Origin of the sequence: Gemmobacter lutimaris (assembly GCF_003570715.1) — a bacterium.
Lineage (GTDB): Bacteria > Pseudomonadota > Alphaproteobacteria > Rhodobacterales > Rhodobacteraceae > Gemmobacter > Gemmobacter lutimaris.
This window is the reverse complement of the sequence record NZ_QXXQ01000003.1, coordinates 21,319-39,417: the sequence shown is the minus strand read 5'-3', so window position 1 is coordinate 39,417 and position 18,099 is coordinate 21,319. Positions and strand designations below refer to the sequence as shown.

General features: G+C 65.1%; 18 protein-coding genes. 15 read left to right on the top strand and 3 right to left on the bottom strand.

The window, feature by feature from the left end:
• Positions 1-85 precede the first annotated feature (85 nt).
• The 12 genes from D2N39_RS06700 (at position 86) to plsY (ending at position 11,899) form a co-directional block, all read left to right on the top strand.
• Complete coding sequence (locus D2N39_RS06700) at positions 86-958, top strand: carbohydrate ABC transporter permease (RefSeq protein WP_119134019.1); 873 nt, start codon at positions 86-88, stop codon at positions 956-958.
• Positions 959-961: 3 nt separating this feature from the next.
• A complete protein-coding gene (locus D2N39_RS06695; RefSeq protein ID WP_119134018.1) occupies positions 962-1,792 on the top strand; it encodes a carbohydrate ABC transporter permease in 831 nt (276 codons plus the stop codon).
• A gap of 8 nt (positions 1,793-1,800) precedes the next feature.
• Positions 1,801-2,796, top strand: coding sequence for an ABC transporter ATP-binding protein (locus D2N39_RS06690; protein WP_119134017.1), 996 nt, complete (start codon positions 1,801-1,803; stop codon positions 2,794-2,796).
• Positions 2,796-3,566 (top strand): L-iditol 2-dehydrogenase, encoded by a 771-nt coding sequence (locus D2N39_RS06685; protein WP_119134016.1) that lies wholly within the window; start codon positions 2,796-2,798, stop codon positions 3,564-3,566. Before D2N39_RS06690 ends, D2N39_RS06685 begins: the two co-directional genes overlap by 1 nt.
• Complete coding sequence (locus D2N39_RS06680; protein WP_199725223.1) at positions 3,563-5,002, top strand: mannitol dehydrogenase family protein; 1,440 nt, start codon at positions 3,563-3,565, stop codon at positions 5,000-5,002. Before D2N39_RS06685 ends, D2N39_RS06680 begins: the two co-directional genes overlap by 4 nt.
• 180 nt (positions 5,003-5,182) lie before the next feature.
• Entirely contained in the window at positions 5,183-7,870 is a 2,688-nt protein-coding gene (locus D2N39_RS23640) for a calcium-binding protein (protein WP_119134014.1), read from the top strand.
• A 78-nt stretch (positions 7,871-7,948) separates the two neighbouring features.
• The gene (locus D2N39_RS06670) at positions 7,949-8,911 is read left to right on the top strand and encodes an aspartate carbamoyltransferase catalytic subunit (protein ID WP_108128732.1); all 963 of its coding nucleotides are present in this window, start codon (positions 7,949-7,951) and stop codon (positions 8,909-8,911) included.
• Complete coding sequence (locus D2N39_RS06665) at positions 8,908-9,363, top strand: hypothetical protein (protein ID WP_119134013.1); 456 nt, start codon at positions 8,908-8,910, stop codon at positions 9,361-9,363. The genes D2N39_RS06670 and D2N39_RS06665 overlap by 4 nt, the downstream gene beginning before the upstream one ends.
• Entirely contained in the window at positions 9,360-9,854 is a 495-nt protein-coding gene (locus D2N39_RS06660) for a hypothetical protein (RefSeq protein WP_119134012.1), read from the top strand. The genes D2N39_RS06665 and D2N39_RS06660 overlap by 4 nt, the downstream gene beginning before the upstream one ends.
• Entirely contained in the window at positions 9,851-9,973 is a 123-nt protein-coding gene (locus D2N39_RS23535; RefSeq protein ID WP_267899568.1) for a hypothetical protein, read from the top strand. Before D2N39_RS06660 ends, D2N39_RS23535 begins: the two co-directional genes overlap by 4 nt.
• Before the next feature lie 42 nt (positions 9,974-10,015).
• On the top strand, positions 10,016-11,290 hold the full coding sequence (pyrC, locus tag D2N39_RS06655; RefSeq protein ID WP_119134011.1) for a dihydroorotase: 1,275 nt from the start codon (positions 10,016-10,018) through the stop codon (positions 11,288-11,290).
• 3 nt (positions 11,291-11,293) lie between these two features.
• A complete protein-coding gene (gene plsY, locus D2N39_RS06650; RefSeq protein WP_119134010.1) occupies positions 11,294-11,899 on the top strand; it encodes a glycerol-3-phosphate 1-O-acyltransferase PlsY in 606 nt (201 codons plus the stop codon).
• 31 nt (positions 11,900-11,930) lie between these two features.
• Here the strand turns inward: plsY and D2N39_RS06645 are convergent, their stop codons facing one another.
• The 3 genes from D2N39_RS06645 to D2N39_RS06635 are packed head-to-tail and all read right to left on the bottom strand — an operon-like array spanning position 11,931 to position 14,606.
• Positions 11,931-13,280: a glutamate--cysteine ligase gene (locus tag D2N39_RS06645; RefSeq protein WP_119134009.1), complete on the bottom strand. Its 1,350-nt coding sequence runs from the start codon at positions 13,278-13,280 to the stop codon at positions 11,931-11,933.
• 55 nt (positions 13,281-13,335) lie between these two features.
• Complete coding sequence (locus D2N39_RS06640) at positions 13,336-13,884, bottom strand: hypothetical protein (RefSeq protein ID WP_233557076.1); 549 nt, start codon at positions 13,882-13,884, stop codon at positions 13,336-13,338.
• The gene (locus D2N39_RS06635; RefSeq protein WP_119134008.1) at positions 13,881-14,606 is read right to left on the bottom strand and encodes a 16S rRNA (uracil(1498)-N(3))-methyltransferase; all 726 of its coding nucleotides are present in this window, start codon (positions 14,604-14,606) and stop codon (positions 13,881-13,883) included. Before D2N39_RS06635 ends, D2N39_RS06640 begins: the two co-directional genes overlap by 4 nt.
• A gap of 14 nt (positions 14,607-14,620) precedes the next feature.
• Here D2N39_RS06635 and ubiA point away from each other — a divergent pair, with 14 nt between their 5' ends.
• From ubiA to D2N39_RS06620, 3 genes are all read left to right on the top strand, one after another.
• A complete protein-coding gene (gene ubiA / locus D2N39_RS06630; protein WP_119134007.1) occupies positions 14,621-15,595 on the top strand; it encodes a 4-hydroxybenzoate octaprenyltransferase in 975 nt (324 codons plus the stop codon).
• A gap of 61 nt (positions 15,596-15,656) precedes the next feature.
• Positions 15,657-17,693: an OmpA family protein gene (locus D2N39_RS06625; protein WP_119134006.1), complete on the top strand. Its 2,037-nt coding sequence runs from the start codon at positions 15,657-15,659 to the stop codon at positions 17,691-17,693.
• 33 nt (positions 17,694-17,726) lie between these two features.
• Positions 17,727-18,056 carry a hypothetical protein gene (locus D2N39_RS06620; protein ID WP_119134005.1) on the top strand — a complete coding sequence of 110 codons (330 nt, stop codon included), beginning with the start codon at positions 17,727-17,729 and terminating at the stop codon, positions 18,054-18,056.
• Positions 18,057-18,099 lie beyond the last annotated feature (43 nt).

Genomic DNA, 18,099 nt, shown 5'->3' with positions numbered 1-18,099 from the left:
CCTGTCGTTCCTCCCTGGGCGGGGCCGGCCCTCTCACATCCGCTGGCCCCGCCGTTTCATTCCCCTCCGACATTCAGGAAACGCCATGGCAACCGAACATTCGCGGACGGCGGCGCGCCTCATGGTCTCTCCCGCGGTCATCCTGCTGTTCCTGTGGATGATCGTTCCTCTGGGCATGACCATCTATTTCAGCTTCCTGCGCTACAACCTGCTGATGCCCGGCATGGAAAGCTGGACCGGCTTTGACAATTATTACTACTTCATCACGCAACACGCGTTCTGGGATGCGCTGGTGAACACGCTCCTGCTGGTGGGGGGTGTGCTGGTCATCACCGTCGTCGGCGGTGTGGCGCTGGCGCTGTTGCTGGACCAGCCGTTCAAGGGACAGGGCATTGTGCGCGTCATGGTGATCGCGCCTTTCTTCGTGATGCCCACGGTGTCGGCGCTGGTCTGGAAGAACATGTTCATGAACCCCGTGAACGGCATGTTCGCCCATATCGCCAAGGCGTTTGGCTTGCAGCCCTTCGACTTCCTGTCACATGCGCCGCTGGCCTCGATCATCCTGATCGTTGCGTGGAGCTGGCTGCCCTTTGCCACCCTGATCCTGCTGACCGCCCTGCAAAGCCTTGACCGCGAGCAGATGGAGGCGGCCGAGATGGACGGCGCAAGCTGGCTGAACCGCTTCATCTATCTGACGGTGCCGCATCTGACGAGGTCGATCACCGTCGTCGTGCTGATCCAGACCATCTTCCTGCTGTCGGTCTTTGCCGAAATCCTTGTCACTACCAACGGCGGCCCCGGCACGGCTTCGACCAACCTGCCCTACCTCGTCTATGCGCAATCGCTGCTGAACTACGACGTGGGCGGCGGCAGCGCGGGCGGCATCATTGCCGTGATCCTGGCCAATATCGTTGCGATCTTCCTGATGCGGATGATCGGCAAGAATCTGGAGACCTGAGCCATGTCGCGCAAAACCACCGCCACCCGGCAGGCCGTCGTCACGGTCGCCGCCTGGACCATCGGCTTCCTGATCTTCTTTCCGATCCTCTGGACCATCATCCTCAGCTTCAAATCCGAGGGCGACGCCATCAAGGCGCCGCTGGATGTGCTGACCTCGACCTGGTCGCTGGAAAGCTATCACGAGGTGCAGGAACGCTCGAACTACCTGAAGCATTTCTGGAACTCGGTCGTTCTGTCGCTGGGCTCCACCCTGCTGGCGCTGTTGATCGCCATTCCGGCGGCCTGGTCGATGGCCTTCGTGCCGGGCAAGCGCACCAAGGATCTGCTGATGTGGATGCTGTCCACCAAGATGATGCCTGCCGTGGGCGTTCTGGTGCCGATGTATCTGATGTTCCGCGATTTCGGCCTCTTGGACACCCGCATCGGTCTGGTCGTGGTGCTGACACTGATCAACCTGCCGATCGTGGTCTGGATGCTTTACACCTACTTCAAGGAAATCCCCGGCGAGATCCTTGAGGCCGCGCGGATGGACGGCGCAAACCTGCGGTCGGAAATCCTTTACATCCTGACGCCGATGGCCGTGCCCGGCATCGCCTCGACCCTGCTTCTGAACGTCATCCTCGCCTGGAACGAGGCGTTCTGGACCCTGCAACTGACCACCTCGAACGCGGCGCCGCTGACCCAGTTCATCGCCAGCTATTCGTCGCCCGAGGGGCTGTTCTACGCGAAACTTTCGGCGGCCTCGACCATGGCCATCGCGCCGATCCTTATCCTCGGCTGGTTCAGCCAGAAACAACTCGTCCGCGGCCTGACCTTCGGCGCGGTGAAGTGAGGTAACCCATGGGACAGATTACCCTTTCCTCGATCACGAAAAGCTTCGGCGACGTGAATGTCATCCCGCCGCTGGATCTGACGATCAACGATGGCGAATTCGTGGTCTTCGTCGGCCCCTCGGGGTGCGGCAAATCCACCCTGCTGCGGCTGATCGCCGGGCTTGAGGACATCTCCTCGGGCAAGATCGAGATCGACGGACGCAATGCCACCGATGCGGCCCCGGCCGAACGCGGCCTTGCGATGGTGTTCCAAAGCTATGCGCTTTACCCGCATATGTCGGTCAGGAAGAACATCGCCTTCCCGCTGAAGATGGCGAAGATGCCGCAGGCCGAACAGGACCGGAAGGTTGAAAACGCGGCGCGTATCCTCAACCTTTCCAGCTATCTGGATCGCCGTCCGGGGCAGTTGTCGGGCGGTCAGCGCCAGCGCGTCGCCATTGGCCGCGCCATCGTGCGCGAACCGGCCGCCTTCCTGTTCGACGAACCGCTGTCGAACCTTGACGCGGCGCTGCGTGTCACGATGCGGCAGGAAATCAGCGAACTGCACCAGTCGCTGAAGACGACGATGATCTACGTCACCCACGATCAGGTGGAGGCGATGACCATGGCCGACAAGATCGTGGTGCTGAACGCGGGCCGGATCGAACAGGTGGGTTCACCGCTGGAGCTGTATCGCAGCCCGCGCAACCTGTTTGTCGCAGGCTTCATCGGCAGCCCGAAAATGAACCTCATTACCGGGGCCGAGGCCGACAGGCACGGCTGCGCCACCCTTGGCGTGCGGCCCGAACATCTGGAAGTCACGGCCGACGGCCCGTGGAAGGGCGTGATCGGGCTGGCGGAGCATCTGGGGTCCGATACCTTCCTGAAGGTCGCGGTGGAAGGCGTGGGCGATCTGACGGTGCGCGTGCCCGGCGAACGCGGGCTGCATCATGGCCAGACCATCAGCCTTCTGCCACCCCCCGACAAGCTTTACCGCTTCGACGCAAACGGGATGGCGCTTTGATGCGGCTGGCGGGAAAAACGGCCCTGATCACCGGGGCGGCACGCGGCATCGGGCTGGAGTTCGCCCGCGCCTATATCGCCGAGGGCGCGACGGTGACGCTGGCCGACGTCAATGCGGCTGCCGCCGAAGCCGCAGCGGCGAAGCTTGGTCCGCAGGCCCATGCGGTGCAGATGGATGTGACCGATCAGGCCAGCATCGAGGCCGGTTTCGCCACCGCCATCGCGCGGATGGGCAAGCTCAACATCCTTGTGAACAACGCGGCGCTGTTCACCGCCCAGCCCATCGCTGACATCACCCGCACCGATTACGACCGTATCTTTTCGGTCAATGTGGCGGGCACGCTGTTCTGCATGCAGGCGGCGGCGCGGCACATGATCGACCGGGGCGAAGGCGGCAAGATCATCAATATGGCAAGCCAGGCCGGGCGGCGCGGTGAAAGCCTTGTGGCAGTCTATTGCGCCTCGAAAGCCGCCGTCATCAGCCTGACGCAAAGCGCCGGGCTGAACCTGATCGCCCATGGTATCAACGTCAATGCCATCGCCCCCGGCGTGGTGGACGGCGAACACTGGGATCATGTGGACAGCCTGTTCGCCCGCTTTGAAGGCAAGCCCCCCGGCCAGAAGAAACGCGAGGTCGGCGCCACCGTGCCCTTCGGGCGCATGGGCACGGCGCAGGATCTGACGGGTATGGCGATCTTCCTCGCCACGCCGGAAGCCGATTACATCGTCGCCCAGTGCTTCGGCGTGGACGGCGGAAACTGGATGGCCTGACCATGACTGTAGAAACTCCGCGCTACGACCGCAGCAAGCTGACCCCCGGCATCGTCCATATCGGGCTGGGCAATTTTCACCGCGCGCATATGGCCGTCTATCTGGACGACCTGTTCAACCTCGGCCTCGGACATGACTGGGCGATCCTCGGCGCCGGGGTGCGCGCGCCGGATGCAAAGATGCGGGATGCGCTGAAGGGGCAGGATTGCCTTTCAACGGTGATCGAGCTTGATCCGGCAGGAAAGACCTGCCGCCGTATCGGCAGCATGATCGACTTCCTGCCGGTCGAGCCGGGCAATGCCAGCCTGATCACCGCGATGACCCAGCCCGAAATCCGCATTGTCAGCCTGACGGTGACGGAGGGCGGCTATTTCATCAACGCGGCCACTGGCCAATTCGACCCCGCCGCACCCGAGATCATGGCCGATGCCGCCAATCCCGACGCACCGGGCACCGCCTTCGGCGCCATCGTCGCGGCGCTGAAGGTCCGGCGGGCTGCGGGGGTGCCGCCCTTCACCATCATGTGCTGCGACAACCTGCCAGGCAACGGCCATGTCACCCGCGCCGCCGTGGTCGGCCTCGCCCGCCTGTCGGACCCCGAGCTTGCAGGTTGGATCGACACGCATGTCGCCTTCCCCAATGCGATGGTGGACCGCATCACCCCCGCCACCGGCCCGCGCGAACGCGCCATGGCGGCGAGCTTCGGTCTGGCCGACGATCCGGTGCCGGTGACGTGCGAGCCGTTCCGACAATGGGTGGTGGAAGACCACTTCCCCGCCGGCCGCCCGCCGCTGGAACAGGTCGGCGTCACCTTCTCCGACCATGTTCATGCCTACGAGATGATGAAAATCCGCATCCTCAACGGCGGGCACGCGATCATCGCCTATCCCGGCGGGCTGATGGACATTGAATATGTGCATGAGGCGATGGCGCATCCGCTGATTTCCGCCCTGCTGGACAAGGTGGAACGCGAGGAGGTCATCCCCTATGTGCCGCCGGTGCCCGATACCGATATCCCGGCCTATTTCGATCTGATCCGCGCACGATTTGCCAATCCAGAGGTGGCGGATACCGAACGCAGGCTCTGCCTCGACGGGTCGAACCGGCAGCCGAAGTTCATCATCCCCTCGGTCCGCGACGCGCTGGCGGCGGGGCGGTCGGCGCGCGGGCTGGCGCTGGTGTCGGCGATGTGGTGCCGCTATTGCGCGGGCCGCAGCGACAGTGGCGCCGAGATCGCACCCAACGACCCGAACTGGGACGTGCTGCAAGGGCTGGCCCGGCAAGCCCAGGAACAACCGCAGGTCTGGCTGGACCAGCGCACGATCTATGGCGATCTGGGCGACCATGCGGGATTCGCGGCGGATTTCGCGCATTGGCTGCACAGCCTCGCCGCACAGGGCACTGAAGCGACGCTGCGTGCCTATTTGGTAGGCTGATTTCGCACCCTTTCCTCCCCTGTTCAGGGGAGGAAACCGCGCCGGGCGCTTGCCTGCCTGCCCGGCACCGCGCTACGCTTTCAAAACCCCGGCCCTGACAGGGCCGGGGTCATTCCATTCCATCACGACGCATTGATCCGAAGGCCAAACCTTTTCCACCCGCGATGAAGGGGGACCAGAATGCCGATCAGAGACATGGCCCATAGCTGGCTCAGCTCCGACGATACTTCGGTGACGCTGGACGAAGCCGATGATTTCGTATCCGGTGGCCGGATGATCCCGTTCGAACTGGAACGGGTCTGGACCGGCAGCTGGTATGACTACCGGATCGCCACCCCCACCTTCAACGGCCGGTTCACCGTCGATCTGGGCGCGGGTGACGATGTGTTTCAGGTCAGCAGCGGCGATGATGACGTAGATGGCGGCGCAGGCTTCGACCTGCTGGATTTCCGCATCGACACCTTTGCCGATGGCGAGCTTTATGGATGGGAGTTCGATCTGCCCTATCCGCGTTACTACGCCAATGTCGATCTGGCCGCCGGAACCGCCTCTTGGCAGGGCCGTGACATCGTGCAGGAAGAATCCTCGACGATCTGGGACAACGGCAAGGCCGTCGGCACCAAGCATTTCAGCTTTTCGATCACGAACTGGGGTGGCTACACCGACAGCCTGCGCAACTTCGAGGCAGTGATCGGCTCGGAAGGCAATGACATCATCAGCGGCAGCGATGGCGAGGTGGAGTTCTTCGACCTCAGCGAGGGTGGCAGCGATACGGTCAACGGGCGTGGGGGGATCGACTGGATCGGTTATGGCCGGGGCTCTGGCGGCTCGCTTTTCCCCGATGACCTCACGGCGATCCGGGCGGACCTGAAGGCCGGAACCGTGCAGACTCGCGGTGGCTATTACGAGGATTACGCAACCATCGTCACCTCGCTGAAGGGGATCGAGAGTATCCTCGGATCACCCAGCAAGGACATCATCAAGGGCGACGACAAGGCCAATGCGATCTCGGGCGGGCTGGATGACGACACTCTGGACGGGCGCGGCGGCGTCGATACGCTGGTGACCGAATTTCACCTGACCAATGCCTTTGGCGACCTTCTGGAAACCTCATGGGAGGCCTTTAACGGCGAACGCCCCGACCCGGATCTGGGGGTCGAGGTCGATCTGGCGGCGGGCTTTGCAAGGGACGGCAACGATACCGATACCATCAGCAACTTCGAAAATGTCACCGGCACCTCGCGAAACGACACCATCGCGGGCGACGGCAAGGCCAACCTGCTGGAAGGCGGCAAGGGGGCCGACACCCTGTCCGGTGCGGCAGGCGAGGATACGCTGGATGGCGGCAAGGGCGTCGATACACTGACCGGCGGCGATGGCAAGGATGTGTTTGTCATCACGCCGGGGGCCGAGGACGGACCCGACAAGATCACCGATTTCACCTTCGGCACCGATGCGCTGAGCATCAGGCAACCCGCTGCAACAGGAGTTCCCGCCATGATCAAGCTTGGTGGCAATCTGATCAAGCTGATGGATGGGCTGGACGGCTATCTCAATACCAGCGGCAAGGACATCATTGTCAGCGACGCGACCAAGACCGCGCTGGTCGAACTGTCGAACGGCGTGGCACAGCTTGCCACCCACCTGTCGGATGCAATCATCAAACCGACGGACAAGAGCATCGGCACCTCGGGCAACGATGTGCTTGTCGGCGGCGATGCGGCCGACAAGCTGGTGGGTCTGGATGGCGACGATGTGCTGCGCGGCAATGGCGGCAATGATGATCTGTCGGGCGGCGTAGGCAAGGACAGGCTGCTGGGCGGCGCGGGCAACGATGTGCTTTCCGGCGATGCAGGCAATGACGACCTGTCCGGCGATGCGGGCAATGACCGCCTGTCGGGCGGCGACGGGGCGGACGTGCTGCACGGTGGGGCGGGGGCCGATACGCTGGAGGGCGGGGCGGGCAATGACACGCTGAATGGCGGCGGTGGCAAAGATCGTTTCATCTTTGGCCAGAATGGCGGCGTTGACAGGATCGAAGGGTATGAACGCGGTGATGTGCTGGATATTTCAGGCTTCGCCCAGATCGGGCTGAAGCCGACGCGCGGCGATCTGGCGATCGAATGGGCCAACAAGGCGCAGCGCATCGCGCTGGTGACGCTGGACGATCCGCTGAGTTCGAAGGACATCGCGCTGTTCGAGGTGGAACTGGGCAAGAAGCACACGCTCAATTCCTTCCTCGACAATGCGAATTTCGCCTTCAACGGCGGGCTTGCCACCATCTTTGCCGATCTGGGCGATGCGATCACCAAGGGCACTGCCAAGATCAATCATATCGTCGGCAGCATCGGGAAAGACGTGCTGAAGGGGCTGGGCGGCAATGACATCCTTGAAGGCAACGCCGGAAACGACAAGATCGACGGCGGCGCGGGTGACGACCAGCTTTCCGGTGGAGCAGGGAATGACAAGCTGGTCGGCGGCAGCGGCAACGACAAGCTGATCGGTGATGCCGGCAATGACACGCTGGACGGCGGTGGCGGCAATGACATGCTGGTGGGGGGCACCGGCAAGCTGTTGCTGCGCGGCGGCACAGGCGACGACACACTGGTGGCCAATGGCGGCACGACGCAACTGGTGGGTGGCGCGGGCGAGGATACTTTCGTTCTCAGCAAGGACGCCCTGACCAAGGGCCACATCGACCTCGTGGATTTCGACCCCGAGGAAGACCGACTGCTGATCGACCCGTCACTGGATCTTGAAGAGATGAACCTGACCATCAAGAATAATCTGATGACCATCGAAAGCCTGAATCAGGCCTTCCAGATGCGGGCAGACCTGTGGGATGACATCCTGGGCAGTATCCGCTGAGACCTGTGCCGATTTCACCGATTGATCCGCCTTCCCCGGCTGCCTATAACGCGGCAACCGCTGCCGAGGGAGATTTCCATGTCGTTCCGCGCCCGTCATCTGCTCGGCATCGAACACCTCGCCCCTGACGAGATCCGCAGCGTTCTGGATCTGGCCGAACGCTATGTCGATCTGAACCGGCGCACCGTCAAAAGCTCTGACGCGCTGGAGGGGATGACCCAGATCAACATGTTCTTCGAAAACTCGACCCGCACGCAGGCGAGTTTCGAGCTGGCGGGCAAGCGCCTTGGCGCCGATGTGATGAACATGAGCGTTGCGCAGTCGAGCGTGAAGAAGGGCGAGACGCTGATCGACACCGCGCTGACGCTGAACGCGATGCACCCCGACCTGCTGGTGGTGCGGCATCCGAACTCGGGCGCGGTCAACCTGTTGGCCAGCAAGGTGAATTGCGCCGTGCTGAACGCGGGCGACGGCAAGCATGAACACCCGACGCAGGCGCTGCTGGATGCGCTGACCATCCGCCGCGCCAAGGGCCGCATCCAGCGGCTGACCGTGGCGATCTGCGGCGACATCGCGCACAGCCGGGTGGCGCGCTCGAACCTGATCCTTCTGGGCAAGATGGAAAACCGTGTGCGGCTGATCGGGCCACCGACGCTGATGCCCTCGGGCGTGGCCGAATTCGGCTGCGAGGTGTTTGACGACATGCGCGAGGGGCTGAAGGGCGCCGATGTTGTGATGATGCTGCGGCTTCAGAAGGAACGGATGGACGGCGGCTTCATCCCCTCGGAACGCGAATACTATCACCGCTACGGGCTGGACGGGGAAAAGCTGTCGGTTGCCGCGCCGGATGCCATCGTCATGCATCCCGGCCCGATGAACCGCGGGGTGGAGATCGACGGCGAGCTGGCCGACGACATCAACCGCAGCGTGATTCAGGATCAGGTGGAAATGGGCGTCGCGGTCCGCATGGCCTGCATGGACCTCCTGGCCCGAAACCTGCGCGCCGAACGCGGCGCCAAGGCGGCGGAGACCATGGTATGACCGACGGCCCCGCCCGCGACAGCCTGTTTCGCGGCCCGCAGGCCTTGGCCGAGGGCGAGCGGCTGGTGGACAGCTTTCGCGCCGACCGCACGGTCTACTGGCGCAATACCCTGATCCTTGTAGTCATCTTCGGCACGCTGGCCGGGGCCGCGCTGCTGGCGTTTGGCAACCCCTATCCATGGATCGGGCCGGTCGCGGCGGTGCTGGCGCTGGGCCTGCGGTCGGCCTGGCTCGCCTCCGAGGCGCTGGCGGCAGAATGGCGACTGACCGACCGGCGGCTTTTGGGCCCAGCCGGGCAGGCGATCCCGCTGGGCGATATTGCCGATGTGAAGCCGGTGTTCGGCGATCTGGTCGTCATCACCCGCTCGGGCGAGAGATTCCTGATGAAATACCTGCGCGACGGAGCCGCCACCCGCGCGCGGATCGAAGCGGCACGGGGCGGCCGGGCATGACCGATTTGCAGCCGGGTGAACGTATCCTGTGGGAAGGGCGGCCCGAGCCGGGCGGCCTGCTGGATGTCTCGCGCCCCGGCGAAATGGTCTTCGGCCTCGCCTTCATCGCTTTCTCGCTGTTCTGGATGACCAAGGCGCTGGAACAGGGCGCCTTCTGGCTGTTCGGCCTGCCCTTTCTGGTTGTCGGAATGAAACTCGCGTTCTGGCGGGCCTATCAGCCGCGCCTGCGGGCGAAATTCGCGCGCTACACGCTGACCGACCGCCGTGCCATCGTGGCGATGCACTGGCCGCTGGCCGGGGTGCGGGAACATGCGCTGACCCTGACCCCGGCGACCATCGTGGACAGTGAGGGCGAGCCAGCAACGATCAGGTTGCACCAGCAGATGACCGGCCCGCGCGGCGCGGTGACCGAAAGCCTGATCTTCGACCGCATCGACGAAGGTGCGCAGGTGCTGGCGCTGATCCGGCAGGTGCAAAGGGGGGCGGCATGAAACCCGATCCGAACCGCAAGCCCACGAAAGAGGAAATGCGCGCCGGCGGCATGGTGGCCGTCGCCGTTCTGGTGTTCCTCGGGCTTTTCACACTTGCATTCGTGCTGGGGTCCGGCTGATGCCCGCCCCTGCATTTCAATCCTACCCCCGGAGGGCATGACATGACCCTGCATTTCACCAATGCCCGCCTGATCGACCCCGAGGCGCTGACGGATGCGCCCGGCAGCCTGACGCTGCGCGGCGGGCAGATCGTCGCAGTGAACGAACCCGCGCCCGAAGGGGCCGAGGTCGTGGATTGCGGCAGCAAATGCCTTGCCCCCGGTATCGTGGATCTTGGCGTCAAGATCGGCGAGCCGGGCGAACGGCACCGCGAAAGCTTTCGGTCCGCCGGGCTGGCGGCGGCGGCGGGCGGGGTAACGACAATCATTGCGCGTCCCGATACCGCGCCCGCCATCGACACGCCCGAGGTGCTGGAATTCGTGACGCGCCGCGCGGCCGAGGCCAGCCCCGTGCGCATCCGCCACATGGCCGCGCTGACCAAGGGCCGTCAGGGCCACGAGATGACCGAGATCGGCTTTCTGCTGGATGCGGGCGCCGTGGCCTTCACCGATGCCGATGCGGTCAGCACCGATACCAAAGCGCTGGGGCGGGCCTTCACCTATGCCCGCAGCCTTGGCGCGCTGGTGATCGGCCATCCGCAGGAACCCGGCCTGTCAAAGGGTGCCGCCGTGACCAGCGGCAAGTTCGCCTCGTTGCGCGGTCTGCCGGGTGTGCATCCGATGGCGGAACGCATGGGCTTTGACCGGGACATCGGCTTGGTCGAGATGACCGGCGTGCGCTACCACGCCGACCAGATCACCTGCGCCCGCACCCTGCCCGCGCTGGAACGCGCGCGGAAGAACGGGTTCGACGTAACGGCCGGGGTGTCGATCCATCACCTGACGCTGAACGAGATCGACGTGGGAGATTACCGCACCTTCTTCCGCATGACTCCGCCACTGCGGTCCGAGGACGACCGTCTGGCCATGGTCGAGGCAGTGGGGGCGGGGCTGATAGACGTGATCTGTTCCATGCACACGCCCGCCGACGAGGAAAGCAAGCGCCTGCCCTATGAAGAGGCCGCCTCGGGCGCCGTGGGGCTGGAAACGCTTCTGCCCGCCGCGATGCGGCTTTACCACGCCGGCCACCTGAGCCTGCCGCAATTGTGGCGCGCGCTCAGCCTCAACCCTGCGCGACGCCTGGGCCTGCCGCAAGGGCGGCTGGCGGCGGGCGCGCCGGCCGATCTGGTGCTATTCGACCCCGATGCGCCCTTCGTGCTGGACCGTTTCACCCTGCGGTCCAAGTCGAAGAACACCCCCTTTGACGGGCAGCGGATGGAGGGTAAGGTGCTCGCCACATGGGTGGGCGGCACCCGTGTCTTTGCGGCAGGAGAATAACGGATGCCGAGCCTGACGACCGATCCCACGACACTGTTTCTGGTTGCCTTCTTCGCCTATCTGTTGGGGTCGGTGCCTTTCGGGGTGGTCATCACCCGCCTGATGGGGCTGGGCGACCTGCGGCAGATCGGATCGGGCAATATCGGCGCGACCAATGTGCTGCGCACCGGCAACAAGGCGGCTGCGGCGGCGACCCTGCTGCTGGATGGCGCCAAGGGCGCGGTGGCGGTGCTGATCGCGCGGGCGGTGGCGGGCGAGGATGCGGCGCAGCTTGCCGGCCTAGCGGCCTTCCTGGGCCATCTTTACCCGGTATTCCTCAACTTCAAGGGCGGCAAGGGCGTGGCAACCTTTCTGGGTGTGCTGCTGGCGCTGGCCTGGCCCGTCGGCCTTGCCTGCTGCGCCACATGGCTTCTGGTCGCTGTAGTCTCGCGGATCTCCTCGCTCTCCGCACTCGCGGCGGCGGCAAGCTCGACAGTCTGGATGCTGATGCTGGGTCAGGGACGGATGCTGTTTCTGGGCATGATCCTGACGCTGCTGGTGTTCTTCCGCCATGCAGCCAATATCCAGCGCCTGCGCACCGGGACGGAACCGAAGATCGGCAAGAAGTGAGGCATCGGGGCGCAGGCCGCGCCCCGGCCAGTTACACCACGCGCGCCGCCTGATAGAGCGGCGCGAGACTGCCGCCCCATTCCCCGTTATAGGCGGCAAGGAAGCGATCTGCCTGCACCTGCCCGCTGCCGAGGCTTTGCATCAAGGGCGCCAGCAGGCGTTCCTCGTCCAGCCCGCGTGCGGCAAGCCCGGCATGCGACAGGCCCACGGTGGCATGTGCAAGGTCAATCAGTTTCACGCCGTTTGCCTCGCCCGCCAGTGCGGAAACCGAAGCCGCAACCCGCAGCCCCTCGCGCGTTTCCACATCGAAGCCCTTCACCAGATCCCATGCGGCATCCAGCGCGGCGTCGTCATACATCAGCCCGACCCAGAAGGCCGGCAGTGCCACGATATGCGGCTGATCCCCGCAATCGGCACCACGCATCTCGATGTATTTCTTCACCCGCGCCTCGGGGAACACCGTGGTCAGATGGTCCGCCCAATCCGACAGCGTGGGCTTTTCGCCCGGCAGCGCGGGCAGTTCGCCGCGCAGGAAATCGCGGAAGCTCTGGCCCAGCGCATTGATGTATTTGCCGTCGCGGTAGACAAAATACATCGGCACATCCAGCACCCAGTCCACATAGCGCTGGAAACCCATGCCGGGTTCAAAAGCAAAGGGCAGCATGCCAGTGCGCGCGTCATCAAGGCCCCGCCAGATGCGCGAGCGCCAGGACCGATGGCCGTTCGGCTTGCCATCAAAGAACGGCGACGAGGCGAAAAGCGCCGTCGCCACAGGTTGCAGCGCCAGCGCGACGCGCAGCTTCTTCACCATGTCGGCCTCAGAAGCGTAATCGAGGTTCACCTGCGTCGTCGAGGTGCGATACATCATCTGCGTGCCATGGGTGCCGACGCGGCCCATGTATTCGGTCATCAGCCGGTAGCGCCCCTTGGGCATCACCGGCATCTGGTCATGCGTCCATTCCGGCGCGGCGCCAAGGCCAAGGAAACCGACGCCCCAGCCTTCTGTTACGGCGCGCACTTCGTCGAAGTGGTTCTGCAATTCGGCGGCGGTGTCATGCAGGCTGGCCAGCGGCGCCCCCGAAAGCTCGAACTGGCCGCCCGGTTCAAGCGAGATATTGGCGCCGTTGCGGCTGAGGCCGATGATATAGTCCCCCTCAAGCACCGGCTGCCAGTTGAACCGGTCGCGCAGACCTTCCAGCAGCGCCTTCACCGAATGCGCGCCGTCATAGGGCAGCGGCAGATGGCTGTCGGTCAGGAAGCCGAATTTCTCGTGCTCGGTGCCGATGCGCCATTCGGCTTTCGGCTTGCAGCCCGAGGCGAGGTATTCGGCCAGTTGCTCAAACCGCTCGATGGGGCCGCCACCGGATTGGGGAATGGACATGAGGAAGGCTCCGTTCGATGCGGGTCGGGCGCCAACAGGTGGCGCGCGTTCGCGGTCAAGTCAAGGCGCGGCGCGCAGCACGATGCCAGATGACCGGGCCAAGCGTATCTGTCGCAGGCGCAGGCAGACCACCTGACACGGCGCCCCCTACGGGGGCGAGCGCGGCGACAAGGGTCTGGCTGTCCATGCCCGGCAGGGCCGAGAAGGCATCGAACAGCCGTTCAGCCCCGGTGGCATCTATCGGCACCAGCAAGGCTTGCCCGTCCGCCTGTTTCAACCGCCAGAAACGTCGCCCGCTGCGCGCAAGCAGTCGCAACTCGACCAGTTCACGCAATGAAACCGCACCGCCGCCGGTCGGGCCGAAATAGGTGATCTGGCTTTCATCCAGCTCAACCAGCCCCGGACCGATGCTGTTCTGACGGAACCGCGCGCGGCGCAGGGCGAGGATCAGGAAGGCTGCGCCCGCCGCCGCAATCGCCAGCCCGAGCGGCCCGAAGACCCAGCCACCGCGACCGGCAAGCCACAGGCCAAAAGCGCCCAGAGCGACGGCAAAGGCGCTTTCGCGCCAGCGGGAAAGGGTGGCCAGAGCCTCGGGGCGAATCACTTCCAGTCTCCCAGCGCCGCCTGCCAGAGCGTCAGCGCCGCCAGCGCCGCCGTCTCGGCGCGCAGGATGCGCGGGCCAAGGCTTGCCTCCACCACCTGCGGCAGGGCGGCAAGCTTCGCACGCTCGCGGTCGGAAAAGCCGCCCTCGGGACCGATCAGGATGGCCCAAGGCCCGGCGGGTTGCCCGGCCAGTGCGGTGGCGACACCGGCCTTCGCCTCGTTACACCACAGGATACGGCGGTCGGCAGACCAGCCCGCCAGAAGCCGGTCGAGCGGTTGCAGTTCGACCACCTCAGGCACGAAGGTCGCGCCGCATTGTTCCGCCGCCTCGACCGCATGGGCCTGCTGGCGGTCAGCCCGCAATCGTTCGGAATTTGTGAACTGGGTCTGCACCGGCAGGATGCGCGCCACGCCGAGTTCCACCGCCTTTTCCACGATGAAATCGGTGCGCGCCTTTTTCACCGGGGCGAAGACCAGCCAGAGATCCGGCGGCGCCTGCAAGGGTCGGGTCTGCGACTGGCAGACCAGCCGCCCGCCGCGCTTGCCGGTCTCGGCCACCTCGGCCAGCCATTCGCCATCCCGACCGTTGAACAGCAGCACCAGCGCGCCGGGTTGCAGCCGCATCACGGCGAACAGATAGCGTGCCTGATCCTCGGTCAGCGGAACCGATTGCCCCCCGGCAAGAGGGTGGTCTACATAAAGCCTGATCTTCGCATCTGCCATGACAGGCCAAACCTATGACCGAGCGCGCCAAAACGCCAGAGGCCCAAGCAAGCGTCGCCGATGCGCCGAAGGGGAACTGGGTCGATCTTTATGCCCCCGCGGCGCTGCGCCCCTATCTGCGCCTTAGCCGGGCCGACCGCCCCATCGGGACATGGCTTCTGCTTCTGCCCTGCTACTGGGGGCTGTGGCTGGCCGCCGCCGCCGATCCGGCCGGGATCGGCTGGCGCGATCTGTGGATCTTCGCAGGCTGCACCCTTGGCGCGGCCGTCATGCGTGGCGCGGGCTGCACCTGGAACGACATCACCGACCGAGAGTTCGACGCGGCCGTCGCGCGCACCCGGTCGCGGCCGCTGCCCTCAGGTCAGGTCACGGTGCGGCAGGCAGTGGTCTGGATGGCGTTGCAATGCCTGATCGGGGCGGCGATCCTGTTCACCTTCACCCCAATGGCCATCACGCTGGGGGTGGCCTCGCTGGCGCTGGTGGCGATCTATCCCTTCGCCAAGCGGTTTACATGGTGGCCGCAGTTCTTTCTGGGCCTTGCCTTCAACTGGGGCGCGCTGGTCGCTTGGACCGCCCATACCGGCAGCCTGAGCCTGCCGCCGGTGATCCTGTGGGTGGCGGGCATCATCTGGACGCTGTTCTACGACACGATCTATGCCCATCAGGACAAGGAGGATGACGCGCTGATCGGGGTCAAATCCACCGCGCGGCTGTTCGGCGACGAAAGCTCGCGCCTCTGGCTGACGTGGTTCATGATCGGCGCAGTCAGCCTTGCCGCGCTTGCCGTCATCGCCGCGCTGATCGAGGCGGGAAGCCTCTGGCCCATGGCGCTGGGGCTCCTGGGGGTGATGCTGTTCGCCTGGCATCTGCGCTGGCAACTGGCACGACTGGACACCACCGACACGGAAAACTGCCTCTGGCTCTTTCGGTCGAACCGCGATGCCGGGCTGATTCTTGCGCTGTTTCTTGCCGGTGCTGCGACGGTCTGATTGATCCGTCCGTCCCGGCACCCTAAGGAAGCTGTAACGTAATGGTTCCGAAGGCCCACCGATGAGATTACGCACCCCGCTCCTGACCACGGCCGCATTTGTCGGCGGGGGGGTGGTTTCCATCGTGATCGCCTGGACTGCCGCAATGCTGATCGAGAACCGGACAGAGGCGGCGGTGCGGTCACAACTGCTGACTGCCGGCATGACCTGGACCCATGTGCGCACCACCGGGCTTCAGGTCCGCCTGTCAGGCGAGGCCCCGAACGAGGCCGCGCGCTTCCGGGCGGTCAACCTTGTCGGGGCGGTGGTGGATGCGTCCCGCGTGCGCGATCGCATGACGGTGGCCCCGGTGCGCGCCATCGAGGCGCCGCGCTTTTCGGTGGAAATGCTGCGCAATACCGACGGGTTGTCCGTCATCGGGCTGTTGCCCGCCTCGGTCCGGCTGAACCCGGCCGACCCCGAGCCAGATGCCGCCGATCAATTGCTGCGGGATGAGGTTTCGGCCATCGCGGGCGACCTGCCGGTGTCGGACATGCTGGAAACCGCCGCCTTCCCGGCACCGGACCGCTGGTCCGAGGCGCTGACCTTCGGGACCGAGGCACTGAAACTGCTGCCACGCTCCAAGATCTCGGTCGCGGCGGATCGCGTGGCGATCACGGCGATTTCCGACAGCGACGCGCAGAAACGGCGGCTTGAAACCGAACTGGCCAAGATCAAGCCCGCAGGGCTGGAAGTGGTGGTCGAGATTTCGGCACCACGCCCGGTGCTGACGCCCTTCACCCTGCGGTTCATCAAGGATGCCGAGGGCGCGCGGTTCGATGCCTGTTCGGCCGACACCGACCGCGCACGCGACCGCATCCTGCGCGCCGGCACGGCCGCCGGGGTGCAGGGCACCTCGATCTGCACCGTCGGTCTGGGCGTGCCGACGCCGAGCTGGGCCGAGGCGGTGGAAGCCGGGATCAAGGCGGTGGAGGCTTTGGGCGGTGGCAGTATCACCTTCTCGGATGCCGATGTGACGTTGCTGGCGGAACCGGGTGCCTCGCAGGCGACCTTCGATCAGGTGGTGGGCGAATTGCAGACCGCGCTTCCGGCGGTGTTCTCGCTGAAATCCACCCTGCCGCCGAAGCCCGATGCCAAGGCGCAGGGCCCGGCCGAATTTACCGCCACGCTGTCGCCCGAGGGCCGGGTGCAGTTGCGCGGCCGCCTGACCGATGCGCTGCTGAAATCGGCGGTGGACAGTTATGCCAAGGCGCGTTTCGGCGCCGATCAGGTCTATACCGCGACCCGGTTTGACGAAGATCTGCCCGATGGCTGGCCCGTCCGCGTTCTGGCCGGGCTGGAGGCGCTGGCCGAACTGCATGACGGCAGGCTGACCGTGCGCGCCGATATGGTCGAACTGACCGGGGTCAGTGGCAATCAGGGCAGCCGGGCGCGGGTGTCGCAGATCCTGTCCGGCAAGCTGGGTCAGGGCCAGTCGTTCCGGGTAAGTGTGCGTTACGACGAGGCGCTGGACCCGTTCGCCGCCTTGCCCAGCCCGCAGGAATGCGCGGCCAGTCTGAACAAGGCCGTCGCCACCAGCAAGATCAACTTTGCGCCCGGCTCGGCCGAAATTGATGGGCCGACAGGCGAAACGATGGATGCACTGGCGAAAATCCTTCAGGGCTGCCCGGTGATGAAGCTGGAAATCGCCGGTCATACTGACGCGCAGGGTTCGACCGAGGGGAACCTCGCGCTCAGCCAGGCGCGGGCCGAGGCTGTGCTACTGGCACTGCAAGGGCGGCGCGTCGATATCAGCGGCATGGTGGCGAAGGGCTATGGCGAGGGGCTGCCGATTGCCGACAACGGCACCGAGGAAGGGCGCGAGGCGAACCGGCGTATCGAATTTACGCTGCTGGAACCCGCGGCACCGGCCGAAGTCGTCGAGGAAGATCAGGTTGAGGCCACTGCCCGGGCGGCAGAAGGCGAAGCCACGCCCGACTCCGCACCCGCCGCTTCCTCCGAGGAGGACGGCCCGGATTTCTCGCGAGACACCAGCCCTTCGATCGCGCCGAAGGAAATCACCTCCCGGCCGAAACCCCGGCCGGAACAGACCAACTGACCGATGACGACCCGAGCTTGAGGACCGCACAGCATGAACCGCAATGAATTCGTCATCGTCTCGGCCGTCGTTCTGATGCTGGCCTTCACCTTGGGCTGGTTTGCCAACTGGCTGGTGCATCGCTTCCGCCGCGTCTCTGCCGCTGACATGGGCGAACTGGAGCGTCTGGCGCAATCCCTGCATGAGGCCGAGGAGACCCGCGATCAGGCGATCATCTATCTGGAACAGCGCGAAGCCGAGCTGACCAACCAGATCGCCCAGACCGAGGCCGAGCTGCGCGCCGCGATGGAAGGCCTGCGCGATGCCCGGCACGAGGCCGAGGAAATGCGTGCCTATATCGAGCGGATGCATTCGAACGGCTGACCTTCCGGCTGCATATTTTGATCAAAAGCGCGGATTCCACCGG

What these genes read in the sequence shown, in the direction of transcription:
- D2N39_RS06690 (WP_119134017.1), top strand. Translation starts at nt 1,801, where the DNA reads ATGGGACAGATTACCCTTTCCTCGATCACGAAAAGCTTCGGCGACGTG.
- D2N39_RS23640 (WP_119134014.1), top strand. Translation starts at nt 5,183, where the DNA reads ATGCCGATCAGAGACATGGCCCATAGCTGGCTCAGCTCCGACGATACT.
- pyrC (WP_119134011.1), top strand. Translation starts at nt 10,016, where the DNA reads ATGACCCTGCATTTCACCAATGCCCGCCTGATCGACCCCGAGGCGCTG.
- D2N39_RS06670 (WP_108128732.1), top strand. Translation starts at nt 7,949, where the DNA reads ATGTCGTTCCGCGCCCGTCATCTGCTCGGCATCGAACACCTCGCCCCT.
- D2N39_RS06635 (WP_119134008.1), bottom strand. Translation starts at nt 14,606, where the DNA reads ATGGCAGATGCGAAGATCAGGCTTTATGTAGACCACCCTCTTGCCGGG.
- D2N39_RS06625 (WP_119134006.1), top strand. Translation starts at nt 15,657, where the DNA reads ATGAGATTACGCACCCCGCTCCTGACCACGGCCGCATTTGTCGGCGGG.
- D2N39_RS06700 (WP_119134019.1), top strand. Translation starts at nt 86, where the DNA reads ATGGCAACCGAACATTCGCGGACGGCGGCGCGCCTCATGGTCTCTCCC.
- D2N39_RS06685 (WP_119134016.1), top strand. Translation starts at nt 2,796, where the DNA reads ATGCGGCTGGCGGGAAAAACGGCCCTGATCACCGGGGCGGCACGCGGC.
- ubiA (WP_119134007.1), top strand. Translation starts at nt 14,621, where the DNA reads ATGACCGAGCGCGCCAAAACGCCAGAGGCCCAAGCAAGCGTCGCCGAT.
- D2N39_RS06665 (WP_119134013.1), top strand. Translation starts at nt 8,908, where the DNA reads ATGACCGACGGCCCCGCCCGCGACAGCCTGTTTCGCGGCCCGCAGGCC.
- D2N39_RS06645 (WP_119134009.1), bottom strand. Translation starts at nt 13,280, where the DNA reads ATGTCCATTCCCCAATCCGGTGGCGGCCCCATCGAGCGGTTTGAGCAA.
- D2N39_RS23535 (WP_267899568.1), top strand. Translation starts at nt 9,851, where the DNA reads ATGAAACCCGATCCGAACCGCAAGCCCACGAAAGAGGAAATGCGCGCC.
- D2N39_RS06695 (WP_119134018.1), top strand. Translation starts at nt 962, where the DNA reads ATGTCGCGCAAAACCACCGCCACCCGGCAGGCCGTCGTCACGGTCGCC.
- D2N39_RS06620 (WP_119134005.1), top strand. Translation starts at nt 17,727, where the DNA reads ATGAACCGCAATGAATTCGTCATCGTCTCGGCCGTCGTTCTGATGCTG.
- D2N39_RS06660 (WP_119134012.1), top strand. Translation starts at nt 9,360, where the DNA reads ATGACCGATTTGCAGCCGGGTGAACGTATCCTGTGGGAAGGGCGGCCC.
- plsY (WP_119134010.1), top strand. Translation starts at nt 11,294, where the DNA reads ATGCCGAGCCTGACGACCGATCCCACGACACTGTTTCTGGTTGCCTTC.